Source organism: Oscillatoria sp. FACHB-1407, from assembly GCF_014697545.1.
Lineage (GTDB): Bacteria > Cyanobacteriota > Cyanobacteriia > Elainellales > Elainellaceae > FACHB-1407.
Genome location: NZ_JACJSA010000011.1, coordinates 136,512 through 153,691 on the forward strand (window position 1 = coordinate 136,512; position 17,180 = coordinate 153,691).

The 17,180-nt window shown below is 47.6% G+C and carries 13 protein-coding genes; 4 read left to right on the top strand and 9 right to left on the bottom strand.

Going from position 1 to position 17,180, the window contains the following annotated elements; genetic code table 11:
• Positions 1 to 16: 16 nt before the first annotated feature.
• Complete coding sequence (gene devC, locus H6G89_RS18925) at positions 17 to 1,156, bottom strand: ABC transporter permease DevC (RefSeq protein WP_190509257.1); 1,140 nt, start codon at positions 1,154 to 1,156, stop codon at positions 17 to 19.
• Between the two features lie 228 nt (positions 1,157 to 1,384).
• Entirely contained in the window at positions 1,385 to 1,570 is a 186-nt protein-coding gene (locus tag H6G89_RS18930) for a hypothetical protein (protein ID WP_190509259.1), read from the bottom strand.
• A gap of 270 nt (positions 1,571 to 1,840) precedes the next feature.
• Here H6G89_RS18930 and H6G89_RS18935 point away from each other — a divergent pair, with 270 nt between their 5' ends.
• On the top strand, positions 1,841 to 3,304 hold the full coding sequence (locus H6G89_RS18935) for a phytoene desaturase (protein WP_190509261.1): 1,464 nt from the start codon (positions 1,841 to 1,843) through the stop codon (positions 3,302 to 3,304).
• 112 nt (positions 3,305 to 3,416) lie between these two features.
• On the opposite strand, the gene H6G89_RS18940 is transcribed toward H6G89_RS18935, so the two are convergent.
• Positions 3,417 to 6,362 (bottom strand): response regulator, encoded by a 2,946-nt coding sequence (locus H6G89_RS18940; protein ID WP_190509263.1) that lies wholly within the window; start codon positions 6,360 to 6,362, stop codon positions 3,417 to 3,419.
• Positions 6,363 to 6,934: 572 nt separating this feature from the next.
• Positions 6,935 to 7,645 (bottom strand): helix-turn-helix transcriptional regulator, encoded by a 711-nt coding sequence (locus tag H6G89_RS18945; protein ID WP_242060013.1) that lies wholly within the window; start codon positions 7,643 to 7,645, stop codon positions 6,935 to 6,937.
• 139 nt (positions 7,646 to 7,784) lie between these two features.
• On the opposite strand from H6G89_RS18945, the gene H6G89_RS18950 reads away from it, so the two are divergent.
• Positions 7,785 to 8,255 (top strand): DUF6220 domain-containing protein, encoded by a 471-nt coding sequence (locus H6G89_RS18950; RefSeq protein WP_199336804.1) that lies wholly within the window; start codon positions 7,785 to 7,787, stop codon positions 8,253 to 8,255.
• Positions 8,256 to 8,393: 138 nt separating this feature from the next.
• On the opposite strand, the gene H6G89_RS18955 is transcribed toward H6G89_RS18950, so the two are convergent.
• From H6G89_RS18955 to H6G89_RS18970, 4 genes are all read right to left on the bottom strand, one after another.
• A complete protein-coding gene (locus H6G89_RS18955) occupies positions 8,394 to 9,653 on the bottom strand; it encodes a glycosyltransferase (RefSeq protein ID WP_190509266.1) in 1,260 nt (419 codons plus the stop codon).
• A 27-nt stretch (positions 9,654 to 9,680) separates the two neighbouring features.
• Entirely contained in the window at positions 9,681 to 10,037 is a 357-nt protein-coding gene (locus H6G89_RS18960) for a DMT family transporter (RefSeq protein WP_190509269.1), read from the bottom strand.
• Positions 10,034 to 10,654 carry a TetR/AcrR family transcriptional regulator gene (locus H6G89_RS18965; protein WP_199336805.1) on the bottom strand — a complete coding sequence of 207 codons (621 nt, stop codon included), beginning with the start codon at positions 10,652 to 10,654 and terminating at the stop codon, positions 10,034 to 10,036. Before H6G89_RS18965 ends, H6G89_RS18960 begins: the two co-directional genes overlap by 4 nt.
• Positions 10,655 to 10,998: 344 nt before the next feature.
• Positions 10,999 to 11,499 carry a GNAT family N-acetyltransferase gene (locus tag H6G89_RS18970; protein WP_190509436.1) on the bottom strand — a complete coding sequence of 167 codons (501 nt, stop codon included), beginning with the start codon at positions 11,497 to 11,499 and terminating at the stop codon, positions 10,999 to 11,001.
• Positions 11,500 to 12,104: 605 nt separating this feature from the next.
• On the opposite strand from H6G89_RS18970, the gene H6G89_RS18975 reads away from it, so the two are divergent.
• Together H6G89_RS18975 and H6G89_RS35100 are read left to right on the top strand one after the other, a co-directional pair.
• A complete protein-coding gene (locus tag H6G89_RS18975; protein ID WP_190509271.1) occupies positions 12,105 to 12,524 on the top strand; it encodes a LysR family transcriptional regulator in 420 nt (139 codons plus the stop codon).
• Positions 12,525 to 12,784: 260 nt separating this feature from the next.
• Positions 12,785 to 13,228: a LysR family substrate-binding domain-containing protein gene (locus tag H6G89_RS35100; protein ID WP_190509273.1), complete on the top strand. Its 444-nt coding sequence runs from the start codon at positions 12,785 to 12,787 to the stop codon at positions 13,226 to 13,228.
• A 79-nt stretch (positions 13,229 to 13,307) separates the two neighbouring features.
• Here H6G89_RS35100 and H6G89_RS18985 read toward each other — a convergent pair whose 3' ends face one another.
• On the bottom strand, positions 13,308 to 16,886 hold the full coding sequence (locus H6G89_RS18985; protein WP_190509275.1) for a VCBS domain-containing protein: 3,579 nt from the start codon (positions 16,884 to 16,886) through the stop codon (positions 13,308 to 13,310).
• Between the last annotated feature and the right edge of the window lie 294 nt (positions 16,887 to 17,180).

Genomic DNA, 17,180 nt, shown 5'->3' on the forward strand with positions numbered 1-17,180 from the left:
GTTTGACGCATTGACTCTAAAAAATTTCAGCAGGATCAGCCTGCAACGCTTTGCGGACAGAAATCAGCCCAGACAAGATACACATCAGCAGTGTCAACGTGAACACCAGCATCACTCGCTCTGAACTCATGGCGATCGGTAACCCACCATTTGTAGACCATCGTGTGATCTGATAGAGCACCAATGCAATTAGTAATCCGGGTACAAAGCCAAGTGTTGCTAAAAGACTCGCTTCTTCCACAATCACCTTGAAGAGATAGCGGTTTCTGTAGCCAATCGCCTTTAACGTAGCGTATTCGGGCAAATGTTCTCGCACATCTGTGGTCAGAATTTGATAGACGATCGCCGTTCCCACCATAAACGAAACCGCAACTCCCATATTGAAGATAAAACCCGTTGAAGTGGTTTGAATCCAAAATCGGTTTTCACGAGCAATTGCCTCTGCTTTCGTCAACACTAAAACATCATTGGGCAATCGAGAACGAAGCGTTGCCGCGATCGCCTCTACTTGATCGGGCGATCGCACTTGGATTAGCCCCAACTGAATTTGATCGGGATGCTGCATTGGAAATAAGCGGAAGAAATTTTGAGTATTGACAGCTAACGTGCCACTGGCAGCAAACCCACTTCCCAGAGTAAATTCACCGCTAACAATGACTCGTTTTTTGTTTAACTCCATGACATCGGATGGCTCATATCCCAGAGGAGGATTAGAGAGGCGATCGATCAAAACTGCATCAGGGCGATTGAGTGTCGTTACGGCTTGAGCGGGCTGCAACTCTGGTAGCAGAAACACGGGTTCATAGGGATTAAATCCATACACCAGAACTCTCTGATTGGAGCGAGTAACGGGATTCAACCACTCCACCATCGTCAGATAAAGTGCCATCGTTTGCTCAACCCCCCCAATTCCCGCAGATTGGTAGAGACGAGTCCGAGGAAAGGGTCGAGATGCCGCAATCATTTCTGATTTAGGTGAGAACAGAAAAATATCTGCATTGAGTTGCTCATAAATCGAACTGGCTGTTTTAGCCACCGCTCCTAAAAAACCCAGATTCATGAACATCAGGAGAACGGCAAAGGCAACCCCTGCGATCGCCACTAACAAACGAGTCTTTTGATGAGTTAGGTTTGACCAGGCGAGGGGAACATTCATGCTTTGCAGGTGACTCGATTTATCAGCAGACAGACGTTCGCAAGTAAAGATACTCCTTTCTATTCAACAATAAGGAAAGTAGTTCAGATGTTATAAAAAGGAATGCGTTAAAGTAAGGTCAATTCGGGTCAAGCACCTGGCAAATCCATTTGCGGCTACAAAGGTTTATCCTGATGCAACCGTAACGCGAATTACGCCAGTGTTGCAGCTGACCGCAGTACCGAAGTGCTATTGACCACGCCTGATGAGCGTCATCTGATGGTGTTTGTAAACCCTGGCGACAACTTCTTTGCCCGCTTGCGCATCCACATCGGCAACGACTACTCTGTATCCCGCCTGCAAAAATTTGAGAACGGTTGCCTTATCAATTTCCTGCCCTCCCTCTGTTACGATCGCCACTTTAGGGTCATTCATGACAACACAACCCCCCTTTCCCAATACAACTAAAAAACACCCATCCACCCCTGTTCTATCCCTGTCTTGAGAAAAAGGTATTGAGAAAATGGAAGAAGTGCCTGAAACTTCTTGTTAGGAATGGGAATTAAATAAGTTCGATATTGGGTAGGGGCGGATTTTGTCGTCAAATCCATGGCAGGGCAGAGATTAGTCTGCTAAACCCGCCCGTACAGTTTGCGGATTTATTAAACCCACAATCCTTAGTAGATTGGTAGACGTTGAGGGTTCATGAAGATTATCGTGATTGGCAGTGGTTTTGGCGGGCTATCGGCTGCCATCCGACTACAGGCGCAGGGACATCAGGTCACGATCGTGGAGAAGCGGGATAAGCCCGGTGGTCGTGCCTACGTATTTCAGCAGGATGGATTTACCTTTGATGCAGGTCCAACCATCATCACGGCTCCCTACCTGATTCAGGACTTATTTGCGGTGAGCAACCGCAACCTCGAAGATTACATCACGTTGGTGCCGCTCGACCCGTTCTACAATGTCCGATTTGAGGATGGCTCTGTGTTCCACTACAATGGCGATCGCGATTATCTGGTGGAGCAGATTCGGCAGTTCAATCCAGGCGATGTAGACGGCTACGATCGCTTTTATCGGGCATCAGAGCAAGTGTTTGAGAAGGGACTGCCCCTGATGACTCAACCGTTTAGCCATTTCACCGACATGCTCAAAGTTGCGCCGGATATGCTGCAATTGCAGTCCTTTAAATCCGTAGCAGGCTTTGTCAATCAGTACATTCAGGATGCGCGACTACGGCAAGTTTTCAGCTTTCATCCTTTGTTAATTGGGGGCAATCCCTTTCAGAGCACATCGGTCTACGCCATGATTCACAAACTAGAACAGGCATTTGGTGTCTGGTTTGTCATGGGTGGTACAGGTGCGCTGGTACAAGGCTTTGTGCGGTTGTTTCAAGACCTGGGAGGAGAATTACGGCTAAATCACGAAGTCGCAGAGATTTTGATTGATGGCAAAACCCAACAAGCAACAGGCGTTGCTCTCAGAAGTGGAGATTTGCTTCAGGCAGATGCGATCGTCAGTAATGCGGATGTTGCCTCAACCTACCTCCATCTGGTTCCATCACAGTTTCGTCGCAAATATAGCGATCGCTACATACAAAATCTGCGCTATTCGATGTCATTGTTTGTGATCTATTTTGGGACTAATCGCTGTTACAACCAGATGGCACACCATGAGATCTTGATGGGTCCGCGTTACCGAGAATGGATGGTGGATCTGTTCGATCGCAAGCATCTGGCATCGGACTTTTCGCTGTATCTGCATCGTCCTACGGCAACCGATCCAACCCTTGCACCACCGGGTTGTGATAGCTGGTATGTACTGGCTCCCGTGCCAAATTTAGATGGGGCAACGAATTGGCAGAAGACAACTCAGCCCTATCGAGATGCCATTATGCAGTACTTAGAGCAACACTATCTCCCAGATCTGTCGCAGCACATTGTCACAGAACATATTGTTAACCCGCTCTACTTTCGAGACGAGTTAAATAGTTATAAGGGAAGTGCATTTTCAGTAGAGCCAACCCTGTTTCAATCTGCCTGGTTTCGTCCTCATAATCAAAGTGAAGATATCGCTAATCTCTATTGCGTGGGAGCCGGAACCCACCCAGGAGCAGGTCTGCCAGGAGTCATGAGTTCTGGAAAGATCGTGGCAGACATGATGTTATAGCAACTGTCAAGACAGTTGATAAAGGGGGTGTGGAGGCTGCGCCCCCAGCCAGAGGTTCCATCCCTGCACCCCGTCCTAACCAACCCCTCGGTTGCTATAGGATTGCCGTAGACTAACCGTAATGGGGATCGTTATCGATCGCATTCAAAATCGCAGTAACCAGTTGTTCTGGCTCTACAGGTTTCGTCAGGTGTTGCCGAAATCCAGCTCGCAGCGATTCTTCTTGTCGAGCTTCACCAGCATAGGCAGTCAACGCGATCGCCGGAATTTGCTTGTCCGGATGAAGCAATCGCACCTGTTGCAGCAATTCATACCCATTCTGCTCTGGCATCGCAACATCGCTAAGTAGGATATGAGGTTGAAAGTACGGCAATTGTTCTAGAGCAGTGGGGGCATTAGTTGCCGTCTGCACAACAGCACCATACTCCTCCAGAATAAAGGCAGCGAGATTGAGAACATCTGGTTCGTCGTCTACCAGCAACACTCGAATATCATTCAGGGGTTGCTCAGAGGGAAGAGCGGATTGATCACGTTCCCACCCGTCTACCCTTTCAGGCTCGCCTGCATCCGGTTTTCCAGGTTCTTGGAGTGGCAGTTTTACTGTAAAGGTCGCTCCCTGACCTTCTCCTGCACTTTCTGCTGTCACGCTACCGTGGTGCATTTCCACCAAATATTTGGCGATCGCTAACCCTAACCCCAATCCTTGCTTTGTAGTTGTATCTTGCTGATCCTGCCGAAATCGATCGAAGATATGGGGCAAAAACTCAGGGTTGATGCCTTTCCCAGTATCACGGATTTGAAGTTGCACCTGGGAGTCGGATTGAGTCAACTCAACTTGAATGTGCCCACCCTCCGGTGTGAATTTGATCGCATTAGCCAGTAGATTCAAAACAATCTGTTGGAGACGATGCAAATCTCCTAAGACAGGTTCAACCTGCTGTCGCTGCATCTTTAACAGAAGCCCTTTTGCTTCTGCTGTTGGGCGCACGGTTTCTACCGCCACTTCGATGACTTCCGCTAAATTGGTAGGTGCCAGGGTTAAATGCAATGTCCCACGCACCATACGAGAGATATCCAGCAAGTCTTCCACAAGCTGCACCTGCGTCTGGGTATTGCGAACAATGGTTTCCAGTGCCTTTTGAGTAGTGGGTGGGTCAAACTGACGAGTTTGCAACAGCTTTGCCCAGCCAGAAATAGCGTTGAGGGGCGATCGCAATTCATGTGCCACCATTGCAACAAACTCATCTTTACTGCGATTTGCGGTTTCTGCTTCAGCTAACAGATGCGTCCGTTCTACTTCAATTTGTTTGCGCTTCGAGATATCTTCAAACGTGCTGACAGCTGCAACTCTGTTCCCAGAGGGGTCAACAATCGGAGCCGCATTAACAGAGAAAACGGTTTCCGTGCCATCACCCCGTCGATAAGACATTTCCTCAGCTTTGACCACTTCACCGATGAGCACTGATCGAGCAATCGGATACTCTTCTGGCTGATAGGGGCGTCCGTCAGGATGAAGTGCTCCATAGTTGGCGTAACCGCTATAGGTTTCCGACATATCCATAGGATGGCGCAGCAATCGAATTGCTTCGTCATTGTGAAACAATAACCTGCCCGTTGGGGCTTCGGCGATCGCCACCCCAGACGGCAGTTGTTGTAAGGTTTGCTCCAGAAAGCGACGTTCTATTTCTAGCTGACGCAACAATTGCTCCCGTTCCGCTTGTGCCTGCTTATGTTCGGTGATGTCTTGCACGACAACATTGACCCCCAATACCCGGTTATTCCCGTCCTTCAGGGGATAGTAACTGGCAATCCAATCCCGCTCAACATTGGGCTGCGCCTGAGTCATACCGTGGATCTCCACATTGAGAATCGGTTCTCCCCTCTCAATCACATGATGATGCAGAGGCTCAAGGGTGTCTGCTAGTTCAGGTAGCACCTCGCGCAGTGTTCGTCCGAGATGGTCAGCCACTGAAACCCCATCAATTTCCGCCAATCGCTCGTTGATTCGCACGTAGCGTAAGTCGGTATCGTGGAAACATAAACCGACTGGAGCCGTCGCATAAATTCCTTCGAGTTCTGCAAATTGTCGTCGAATGGTCGCTTCGCGATCGCACAGTTCCGCTTCGATGTGTTTGCGCTCTGTAATGTCTAAAAAGGCTCCAACCGTCCCTCGAATCTCGTGTTGATCGCCCCATAGAGGAGTCGCATAGGATAATAGCTGACGGGATGTGCCATCGGGCAATCGGATTTCAATTTCAACATCTCGAACCTCTATTCCCAAATGAGCAGCCATTTGCATCGGCAGATCCTTAGAGGCGATTTCCTGCCCATTCTGGAAAACCTGAAATCTTGGTTGCTCGGCAGCAGGTGCGCTTTTAGAAATGTTTTGCTCAGCATTCACTCCCAACATTTGGCGCATCAATGCATTGCATTGCATTTGAGCACAGCTTCGGTCAGAGGCGATCGCAATACCAACGGGAAGAATCTCAATGAGGGTTTGTAGTTCAGCAACGCGACTCGTTAAATCTCGGTTGAGGTGTTGGAGGTGAGATTGTTCTTCTTGCTCCCATGGTTGAAGCTGCGATGGAGTGTTTGCGCCTAATTCGCCCCTGCGATTTGCCCCAATTGCACTCCGCATTGCCAACTGAAGCTGTTCTGGAGTGAGGGTTTGGTTGACCAGATAATCTTCCGCACCCAGTTTGATAGCACGCACTGCCATTGCAGCGTCATTCTCACTGGCTACGAACACCACCGGAGGATGCTGACCATCAAATTGCATCTGCAACATCTGTAAAAAGTCGGGTCCATTGGCATCGGGCAGGGCATAGTTAACCAGAATGCTGTCAATGTGTTGATTCTGACATATCAACAGTGCCTCAGTAGCAGAGCTAGACTCCAACAGAATGTAGTGACAGCTTGAATCTGCCAATAAATAACGACAATACACCTCTCGATCCGATGAAAGGTTTTCAACAAGCAGGATAGTGTAGGCGGGAGAGTTACTAGAAACAGAGGTGTTGAATGGTTGCTTCACAGGTGCGCTTTGCGCTGATCGCATGGTCACTTACCTTTGCCTGGTCATAATCGGTTAAGAGGGCTTTCAAAATCGATCTCAGCCTCGTGTCAGGGGAAGGGGACTGGAGACGAAACATCTCCCATAATTGCGGTTTTGAGTGCTTCAAGAGCCAACCGTAGCCCCCTCAAACGGGAGAAATACACCCGCCTCACTTGAGAGTACCTCTTAAGGACGAGAAGGAGCGTTTCTTTGAAGAAAGGATTTTAAGATTTATAGCTTTTGTGGGGTAGCCCATTTTTGAGTTGGTCTTCATCCAAATGGAGCGTACAGTTTGCGCTTGATATCCCTCTTGAATTTTTTTGGATAGGAAGTATAGTCGTAGCCTCATTCGACGGAACGGAGGCGAGTCAGGACGCCTTCCCAGCATTCGTTTGAGCCATTGCCTTTACCCTCAGCCTGATCAAAGCTATATTTTGCTGCAATTTCTCTGGCTTTTAGTCAGGAATGCATTCATAAAAGCAGAGGTTCCAACCATTGCTCCAGGAGGTAGAACCTCCGCCACGCCATCTCCAAGCAGGAGTTTTAACCATGCGTTCAGGTGGGTTGAATGATGCTCAAGAGGCTGCCAGAGTTTGACCCGATTTTGCAAGGCGTGCTACCAGTTCTGCACGAGAGGAAACCTTTAATTTGCGGAACATGCGCTTCAAGGCTTGCTTCACGGTGTGTTCTGTAATCCATAGGGCTGTACCAATCTCGGCATTGGTGAGCCCTTGAGCGACTAATTCGGCAATTTGCATCTCTCGTGGCGTTAAGCGCGTCTCTACCAGTGACGCTACCTCACTGCCAGTCAGACCAGAGATAGGGTTAGAGCGTAACTCTGCGAGTCGTGTAGAGAGATGGAGAGACAGAGCACTCAGATCTGTCAGATTATCTGTATTGAACGCAGGGGCATCGCAATGACGGGTAAAGGCAATCCCTCCAACAAGTTGCCCCTGATTGACGATTGGACCCACCATGACATGTCCATGGTCAGCACGAGGGCAAATTGACTGCCAAACCCCACGCGGCAAAATCATCTCCTCGTGAACAGCCGCATGACGCTCAACCAGATAACGCAGCACCGGGTTGTGGTCAAGGGATACCGCCAGTTTCAACATTAGCGGTGAATTTTCATCAATGGTAGGAAGCTGATCTAAAAAACTTAGTCCCCAGCGCGTCGCTGCAAAATACTTACCCAGTTTTGCCATCATCGCCCCTCTCAACTCACTCTCGTTCTGGGTTTGAGCGATCGCTTGAAATAGTGGCTGTAGAGAGGTATTCATCATGATTTCTATCCAGCTTTGCAGGGGCTAATACGGCAAAGTGTACTCGATCGAGGTCTATTCGGTTAGTCATCATCAGTTTAATTTTAAATTCAAGGTTGTTACAAGCAATCTGATTCACTCTAACTGAGCTAACAAATCTATGGCTTCCTCGACACACTCCCTCGATGCGATCGCACCTCTAGCATCAGACAAGACTCAGTCTTCCCTAAAGCCCCGTATCACAGGTTTTTATGCTGTTGCTGTTCTGTTTAATCTTTGTCTGGTTGCTCAGGTGTTAACGGTTGGACTGGCTTATTTTGATAATCCTACCTGGTGGAACGCTCATATCTGGCTTGTGCGGGGTTACAGCGGTTTGTCATTAGTTCTCCTTGCCTGGGTTTATTGGATTCCAGCCCCTCGACGAGTCCAAACGTTAACCCTCAGCCTACCTATTTTATTAGGATTGCAATTCTTAACGATTCATACACAACTTCCTCTACCAGTACCTTTAGCCGTTCTTCATCCTTTATTGGGATTCTCTCTATTTTCAGCCTCAAGCACTCTGGTTCACCGAGTTGGGCATATTCTGTTCCCCGCGAAAGATGAGAACATCACTACAACTACGGGTTGAGATGCGACTCTAACTCTTTGTCCTAAATGCCTCAATTGTTGGTCATTGGTTAATAGTCAATGGTCAATAGTCAATGGTCAATAGTCAATAGTTATTGGTTACTGGTCAATAGTCAATGATTACTGGTCGATAGCGGCGTTAGTCAGTCACTGGACTTCCTGTAAATACCGCTTGTTCGATAATATCGACTGCACGATGAACGCCTTTCGTTTGGCGCATAATCGCTTGCAGTCGAACTGCATTCTGCTGATACGTTTCTTCAGTCAGCACTCGTGCGATCGCCCCTCGCAGTTTTGACACACTCAACTGAGACAACTCGACCAATTCTCCGCTGCCTGTCCACTGGATGCGGGCTGCAACACCAGGTTGATCATCGGTAACAGGAATCGCAACCATGGGAACCCCATAGCTTAAGGATTCTAATGTTGTATTAAGCCCCGCATGAGTGATGTTTAAACTGGCTTTTTGTAGAAGTTCTAGCTGTGGAGCGTACTTGACGACCAGGGGACTACCCGGAAGATCGGAGAATGCTTGCGGTTCCAATCCTCCACCTAATGAGATCACCAACTGAGCATTTAGATCAGCACAGGCGGCTGCAATGGTCTGAAATACAACAGTAGAGCGATTCTGTAAGGTTCCCATCGACGCATAAATGAGCGGTTTGCCGTTCAATTGCTCAAATGGAAAAGCAACTGGTTCTCGTGCGATCGCCTGATGAAATGATCCAGTGAAGTGAAAGTGTGGCGGTAATTGACGCGGAAACTCAAATTCGGGAATGTGACGAGTAATAATTGCTAATTTAGAAAAAATATCATTTGGATGCTGATATGCCGATAAATTCCACTGCTGTCGGTAGCGCGAGATAACCTGCAATACAGGCTGTGCCATCCAATTGAAAAGCTTGTAAGCCGCGCGATTTCGCATTTGTGCCCACCAGGCCAGGTTATACGCCCAGGTGGTTGCGATCGGAGGAATGGTTGGGTCTTGATAGAAAGGCAGAATGCAGCAAATGGTGATGTAGGGAATATCAAGATGTTCAGCGATCGTCCCTCCTTCAAACACGGATAGATCAACTAGTAAGGCTTCGAGTCCCTGTTCTCGAATCAGGTCAGTATTTTGCAGCCGAACTTCTGCATAATGAGCAAAATTTTGGAAAGTGCGATTAATCCCAGTTAGTGTTACCAGTTTTGTGGATGGAGTGAATTTTGAGGTGGACTGACGATCAATCGTGGTGTAAATATTGCAGAAATTAAACCCTGCGACTCGTGCTTTAGGGTAAACATCTGGAGTACTCAAGACAGTAACCTGATGTCCACGCTGTTGCAGTTCATGACCTAACGGAAACATGGTGTTTAAGTGACCCGTTGCTCCCAAACAAAGAAGACCGATATGAGCCATTGCTTCACCTTTATCAACTAGACAGAGCTATGAGCGGGTAGCCGCAATTACACCGCCCAGAATCAAACTTAAAGCCACCAACTGAGTTATTGCTAATCGCTCAGCAAACAGGTAATGCGATAGCACTGTCACTAAAAGGAATCCCAACCCTGTCGAACATGGAACTGCAATTGAAACTGGTAAGTGATCCAGTGCCTTGGCAAACAGGAGTAACCCAGTACTATAAATCACTAAAGCCGTGAAGAACCAGGGTGATATCAACGTTGCCCAGAAGCTAGAATTAACCGTAACTAGACGCGATTGTTTGAGTAGAAGTGAACCAGCACAATTGCAATAGGCAGACCCTACCATTAGTAGCCAGGGCATTAGTAGAAATTGATTCATTGGGTATCATTCGAGATCGGCAATAGTTGTTTGATCATGGCTTGCAACGCTCTTTGCAACATCTCCTGAGGTGATACCCCCGGATAGTTAAAATGCCCAGCTAACTCCAGGCTCACATGACCGTGGACGGTTGCCCAAATCATTCGGGCGATTTCCCAGGCTTCATCTTCAGCGATCGCCCCAGAGTCAGCACTATCTCGTACGGCATCCACTAAAAGCTGAAAGCTTTTTTGTCCTAATTGTCGGTTTGCTTCTGAGGGAGTGTACTCCGGCATGATGTTGAGAAACATGATGGCGAAGTAAGCTGAATGCGTGAGAGCAAAGGTTCGGTAAGCATCACATAAAGCGTAAATATAATCCTGGGGGCATTCTGATCGAGGAACCGCTTCTAGAGTTTGACGCACCCTATCAAACCCTCTCAGATACAACTCATCGACTAAGCCTTGTTTATTACCAAACATTGTGTAGAGCACTGTTGTAGAGCAACCAACAAGCTGTGCAATCCGTCGCATACTCAAGGCAGTCGCTCCCTCACGCATCAGCAGATCGCTGGTATCATCCAGAATCCCCTGGCGCAATTCCTGCTGATGAGAGCCTTGAGTCGTACGATAGTTCATCACGCTGCACCATCTATAACATCGTTTTTGCTAATAACAGTGTTATAGCATCTTTTAATAGCGATCGCCAACTATCCCAAAAGCCCCTGTAATCCTATTTCTTATACCAATTTGAATTGGCTTCGCTGCACATGATTCCGTAAGGGCGTTTCGCGAAACGCCCCTACCCAGTGATTTGCCACAATCAAACATTAAATCGGTATTAAATTTAGGCTACGCACTCATCCATCGGTAAGTACTGGGCGTAATTAAACGTCAGATAGAGGAGGGGGTGGAGGGGGATACATTCCCCTTCTTGGGGGCAACGCCCCCAAACCCCCTTTCCTACACTTATTTACAACCATCTACTTAACATTCAGTCGTTTTTCGTACACAATCTCATAGGGTTGATAGCCTACCTTCTGGTAAAACTTAGCGGCGGGTTCATTGCTGCATAGCGATCCAACTCTAACCACCGCCAGGTTTAAACTCAGGAAGTGCTGTTCAGATGCTTGCATTAAGGCAGCGGCAACTCCACGCTTTCGCATTGAAGAGACAACATATAAGTCAGAAATATAGCCGTATGTTCGCTCTGACTCGACAACATGTGAATCTCCATCATCCAACTTCTCAACAAAACAAATAATAAATCCAAGAATATCTACTTCAGACTGTGCAACATAAATTTGACCATTTTGCTCTCTCACCAGTTCCTCCAGATACGCGAGATGCGCATCGCCCATTTCAGAACCTGGCGATCGGTTGGAATGCAATGCACATTCAGCATCTTGCAGCAATTCCATTAGTGTGACTAGAGTTGATCGATCTTCGGGCTTAGCAGTACGAATCGTAAAATCAATATTCATCACAACCGAGTAACCTTACATTATGAGGGTAGTTCTAAAGTCTTCTATGAATACTACTACCGTTGTAAGAACCAGGATTAACTTGACATTAAATGTTGAAGAATTTGCTAAGTACAACTTGTCGTAAATCAGGGTGGGAATTTGGAGTGCAGGGGTTCCACCCCTGACTGGGGGCACAGCCCCACACCCCCCTGGTTTTATTTCCAAACCCTATCTGCGAATAGCAGTATTAAGGAGCGTGGATTGAATAAATTCGCAAACTGTACGGGCGGGTTTAGCTCTGATACTGATTTAAACAGTTTTTTAGACAATTAAAAATTAGGAGAGGTTTGGCAATGCTAAACCCGTACAGAATTTTGTCATGCTCCTAATTCAAATTGGAATCACATCACCATCCTGCATCGCAAAGGAACAAACACCGATAGTGATGCAAAATTTGGTCTGAGTGGTTTGTGCTCTATAAGTTCATGCTCAAAAGAATCGTTGTGAATATCTAATATTTAATCTGATTCACCATCCACACCTCAAAGGTTCAAATGGAATTGCGGCATCTGCGTTATTTTGTAGCAGTAGCAGAAGAACTGCACTTTGGGTGAGCAGCTGAAATGCTTCTCATAGCTCAACAACCCCTCAGCCGACAAATTCGGGATTTAGAAACAGAAATTGGAGTTGATTTATTTCACCGCACTAAACGCACCATCCGATTAAGTGAGACGGGGCAAATCTTTTTGAAAGAAGCCAGAAAAACACTCCAGCAGGCAGAACAAGCTATTTTGTTAGCACAACAAACCGATCGGGGTGAAATTGGACAATTTGCCGTGGGTTTTACAGGTCCAGCGTTGAACACTGTTTTACCCAAAATTGTGCGGCGATTTAAAGAAAAGCATCCTCAGATCGAGTTGACGTTAGAACGATTGCAAACGAATGAGCAAGTTGAGGCACTGCGATCGCACCAAAATTTATGCAAGTTTATTACATCCACCGATTGCGGACGATTCTCTTCAGTTAGAGGTCATCCATCATGAGGGTTTGGTGGTCGTTCTGCCAGATACTCATCGATTGATAAACTCTCAACTCATCTCGATACGTGAACTGGCACAGGAGTTATTGATTCTCTATCCTCGTTATGCTGGTCCTGCTGACTGCCTGACAAATCTTTGATGCTTGGTGATTGAAATCGCAGCTATAAGAGCAAAACCCGTCGATGCGGGTTATAGAAAACCTAGTGTTGCGAACACAAAGTTCTGCAATGTAGGGGGGTTGGGGGCTTCGTCCCCAAGAAGGGGTGGAACCCCTTCACCTCTTTCAAAACTTATTTTTCGCTGTACTAGATGCATGCGTCGGCAGACTTCGATCGGATAGGCGCGAATTCCATTCGCCAGTCACAGTAGGGAATATCAAGGGTTTCAGAACTTTTGTCAGTCAATCAGTTGATCCTGTTTTGTACGATCGCATCCTCAGCTTATGCCAACAAGCAGGATTTAACCCTAAAATTGTGCAAGAGGTTGTTCCTCAGCAAACGCTTTTAGGGTTAGTCGCTGCTGAGATTGGAATATCGTTACTCCATGCTTCAGTAGAAGCCGTTGCTCCGTCTGGAGTAGTCCTTCGAGCGTTAGTCGAACCAACCCCTGAGCTAGAACTTGCTGTTGCCTGGAGCCCAGAAACAACAAACCCAGTATTACCTGCTTTTTTGGCTATTGTTCGAGAAATCACCTGCCAACTCCAATGAAGAATATCACTCGACGTTGCTTCCCCGGATGCTGGGAAAGCTTCCTGACTCGCCTCTGCCACATTGAATGTGGCTACGGTTATACAACAAAATGAGTTGTGTTAATCTCAGCGGAAGTGATATTTTTGAGCGTCATCAATGTTACTTTTACAGTACTACTACCGTTCCCATCAGCATCAATCCGAACTTCCATGTTTCTCCCTACTGACACTAATTCGACAAATTGCTGATATTGAGCAAAGGGGTTACTTCTTCTGAATTCAGGTGCTTTGAAGATGCCACGCAGGTCAATCACATCATTCTGCCCATTAAAATCGGTGATCAGGTCAACCCCCTCTGTTACTCTGTCGTAGACAAACATATCTCTGCCGCTACCTCCTGTCAGCGTATCGGCTCCCTGTCCGCCTACTAGCAGATCATTTCCGGCGTGACCAAATAGTTGATCGCGCCCATCACCCCCTCTGAGCAAATCACGCCCATCCCCGCCATAAAGGCGATCGCTACCCTGCCCACCATCGAGCATATCTTTGCCTTTGCCACCATAGAGTTGGTCGTTTCCACCCTCACCGTAGAGTTTGTCCTGTCCAAACAAAGCTTTAGCAAACCCACTTTTAAGAATGTCGTTGCCCCCTCTTCCTCTGAGAACGTCGTTCTTCCAAGAGCCAAGTAACGTGTCTGTATGAGGAGTTCCTGCGTACGTTACACCCGATCGCGTCTGGCTAAAGAGAATTGGAGTGGTTGGAGTACCCAGTGGCTCTGTCAGTGGTTCAACTGTTAAGACAAAGGTATCGCTAACGCTTGCCCCTTGGTTGTCAGTTGCTGTGACCTTGAGGCTCAAATTACCTGCATCAGTGATATCAGGGGTGCCGCTAAAGCTGCGAGTATTAGCATTGAAGCTGAGCCAAGCGGGTAAAGGACTACCATCAGCGAGGGTTGCATTGAGGGTGAGGCGATCGCCTGCATCGACATCGGTAAAGACTCCAGGTGGCAGAGTTAGCGTGAAGGGTTGCCTGGTTTGAGCCACCTGATCCGCAATTGAAGTAGCCAGGTTGGGAGCATCATTCACCCCCTGAATGGCGATCGCAATGGTAGCTGGGGTACCATCCTGGCTGCTGATCTCGAAGCGATCAGTTACGGTTTGCCCTGCGGCAAGAGACTGCAAACGGTTGTTGACTGCGGTGTAAACCCAAACCCCTGTCGGGTCAATGCTGAAGGAACCATACGTACCAGCCTGGTTGGTTTGCGAGATGATGTTAGCTTCTCCAGCATCGGGGTCCGTGATGAATAGGGCTCCGGTTGTGGTCAAGATGCCGTCTTCAGTGACGTTACCGGTGCTGGTGCCACCTATCATCGCTGGCTCACTCACCGTGTTGACCGTCACATTCACGGTGGCGATCGCTGTGCCACCATTCCCGTCTGCGATCGTGTAGGTAAAGTTATCGCTGCCATGAAAGTTGGCATTTGGCGTATAAACGATATAGTCATCAACCGTATTGCCAGGAGTGCCATTGTCGTTGACGACTGCCACACCGTTAGCAGGATTAGAAACAGCTGTGATTTGCAGGGAATGACCATCCGCATCACTATCATTTACCAGAACGTAGATGTCAAATGCAGTGTCTTCAGGAGTTCCAGCATCATCATGTGTGGCAACGGGTGGATTGTTTCTGTTGATGGTGTAGGTTTCACCCGTTGTGAAGTCACCATTGTTGAATCCGGTTCCGCCCAAACTATTGCTCGCGCCATCGGTAATGCTGTCGTTGTCGTTCACATCCAAACGGATCGTGCCATTTCCGGTACCTGTATCGACAGTGATGGTGCGAGTGGTTCCTGTGCCAGCGATCGCCGTAATAGATGGCGTAGTAATACCACCCGTGCTAGCCAGCATAAAGTCAGTCGCATCAACACCTGTTACGGCTTCACTGAACGTTACCGTGTAGTTGACCGAGGTGGCACTGGTCGGGTCAGCATCAGCCCGCACAATAGAAACAATTGTGGGAGCCGTTGAGTCCGTCACCAGGTTGCTGTTAGTGGCTGCCCAAATGTAAGGAATATCAGCATCGTATCGAGCAGCAGAAATCATCATTCCAGGACTGGTGTCCAGCGTACTCTTTTGAGGAGCAACCCCACCACCGAGGAAGCCAACACCCCCCACGTCAAACGTATCTGTCGTGAGCATGTTCCAAATTTCAACAAACTCCACCATCGCCCCAGGTGCCAGGCCAAAATCCCCGACCAGGTCAAAGGCAGTGAAAAATTCTCCTGTACCAGAGCCGCTGTCTAAATATTCGTGAGCAGGTTTGTAGACAAAGTTAGTGATTGGGTCAGTTCCAACAGGTTTAACCCGCACCACGTAATACTCAGGCGCACCAAAGCCACCATTTTCTGAAATTACAAAATCAATGCCGGGTTGGTCAATCAGGCGTTGAGAACCCCAGTTGACTTGTATCCCTCCCCGTGTCGCACCATCTGGCGCGAGTTGTGTGCTCTCTCCTGCCGCTCCACCCAATTGGGCATAGGTGGAATGGTTTAAGTCAGTTCCATAAGCTGCATAGATGCTATTGTTTGGTGCTAATCCCGCATTACTAGAAGTAGAACCAGCCATAGCATGGGTGTTCGTTGCTTCCAGGGATGCATCAAAAGTGATACTGCCGACATTGAGGATTGTCGAAGCCGTATCATCATCTGTGATGTTGATATTTTGGCTGGTGGTACTGCCCAGTGTGATTCCAGCAGAGGGGTTGCTAATCGTTAGGGTTGCGGTTTCTACGCCTTCTACTACAACATCGTTCACTATAGTAAAAGTTACCGATCCTGTCGTTTGTCCACTTAAAATTGTGATTACTGAGTTGCTCAGTGTATAGTCTCCAATCGCAATTCCGCTGCCTGTCACAGTTAGGTTAATGGTCTGATCGCTGGAGACAGCACTGGAGGTGATCGCCGCTACAGTAATTACGGTTTGTCCTGCTTCTGTACCTGCATTGCTGCTAACGGTTAGATTAACACTGGGAGTACTGTCACCAATTGTGAACCCAGTGCTATTAAATGGAATATCTGGTGTCGTTCCATCAGCACTTTGATCACCGCTACCATCCTGTGTGGTCCAGTTTGTAGGATCGTTAATCAGAGCCAGATAATCACTAAAATTGGCTACTCCAGTGCGTGCTCCATTGTAAGCCGCAACATCTGCATCTGCATCTACGGTTATAAGCTCAATCGCATTAACCCCAACCGTCAGACCAGTTCCAGTCAGGGTTGCAGTGATATCGCCTGCACCAGAGCCTGAGAGCGTGTTATTTGCGATCGCGGTTAAAAAAGTAGTTGGCGTACTGGGTGTGCCAATGTAGGCATAGACAACCTCCGTAGTACCGGCTAGAGCACGGGTAGGTATCCCAACAAAGGCAACCGTTCCCAGGTTAGTTGAAATGACACCTGTGCCAATATTGTTGATTGTGATCACGGTACCTGCTGCGATCGTAGAATTCGCAGTCCAGGTAAAGACGGATTCTCCAGTGGTAAAGCCTAAGCCTGACCACTCGTTATCATTGAAGTGAATTTGGCTATCAGCGTCAATTTGAGCCAGTGTTACGAATGCAAGATTATCATTGCCGTCAGAGTTCCAGCCTACAAATGCAATATCACCAGTATTAAGTGGCATAAATAAATCCCTTGGGAGTACGAGTTGAGATGCAGTGAATTGAGCAAAAAGTTAGAAGGGCTGAAAAGAGAAAGCAAAATTTTTCAAGCGCAATTTCTGGACACAATTTTCTGGACATAATTTTTCGGGCACGATCCTTCAGACACAACAGTAGTTGCGCCCTTCTAAAACGTAGGCGTATTCAATCCATGCCACAGCGAATTTGAAAGCAGTGATGCTTCTCGCTCTAGAGTTCCCAAATTAATTTCTTTATGGAGATTAGTTACAAACTTTTTTCTAATTTTTTAATTGGTT

Excerpts from the sequence above, each read along its gene's own strand:
- devC (WP_190509257.1), bottom strand. The coding sequence starts at position 1,156 with ATGAATGTTCCCCTCGCCTGGTCAAACCTAACTCATCAAAAGACTCGT.
- H6G89_RS18930 (WP_190509259.1), bottom strand. The coding sequence starts at position 1,570 with ATGAATGACCCTAAAGTGGCGATCGTAACAGAGGGAGGGCAGGAAATT.
- H6G89_RS18935 (WP_190509261.1), top strand. The coding sequence starts at position 1,841 with ATGAAGATTATCGTGATTGGCAGTGGTTTTGGCGGGCTATCGGCTGCC.
- H6G89_RS18940 (WP_190509263.1), bottom strand. The coding sequence starts at position 6,362 with ATGCGATCAGCGCAAAGCGCACCTGTGAAGCAACCATTCAACACCTCT.
- H6G89_RS18945 (WP_242060013.1), bottom strand. The coding sequence starts at position 7,645 with ATGATGAATACCTCTCTACAGCCACTATTTCAAGCGATCGCTCAAACC.
- H6G89_RS18950 (WP_199336804.1), top strand. The coding sequence starts at position 7,785 with ATGGCTTCCTCGACACACTCCCTCGATGCGATCGCACCTCTAGCATCA.
- H6G89_RS18955 (WP_190509266.1), bottom strand. The coding sequence starts at position 9,653 with ATGGCTCATATCGGTCTTCTTTGTTTGGGAGCAACGGGTCACTTAAAC.
- H6G89_RS18960 (WP_190509269.1), bottom strand. The coding sequence starts at position 10,037 with ATGAATCAATTTCTACTAATGCCCTGGCTACTAATGGTAGGGTCTGCC.
- H6G89_RS18965 (WP_199336805.1), bottom strand. The coding sequence starts at position 10,654 with ATGAACTATCGTACGACTCAAGGCTCTCATCAGCAGGAATTGCGCCAG.
- H6G89_RS18970 (WP_190509436.1), bottom strand. The coding sequence starts at position 11,499 with ATGAATATTGATTTTACGATTCGTACTGCTAAGCCCGAAGATCGATCA.
- H6G89_RS18975 (WP_190509271.1), top strand. The coding sequence starts at position 12,105 with ATGCTTCTCATAGCTCAACAACCCCTCAGCCGACAAATTCGGGATTTA.
- H6G89_RS18985 (WP_190509275.1), bottom strand. The coding sequence starts at position 16,886 with ATGCCACTTAATACTGGTGATATTGCATTTGTAGGCTGGAACTCTGAC.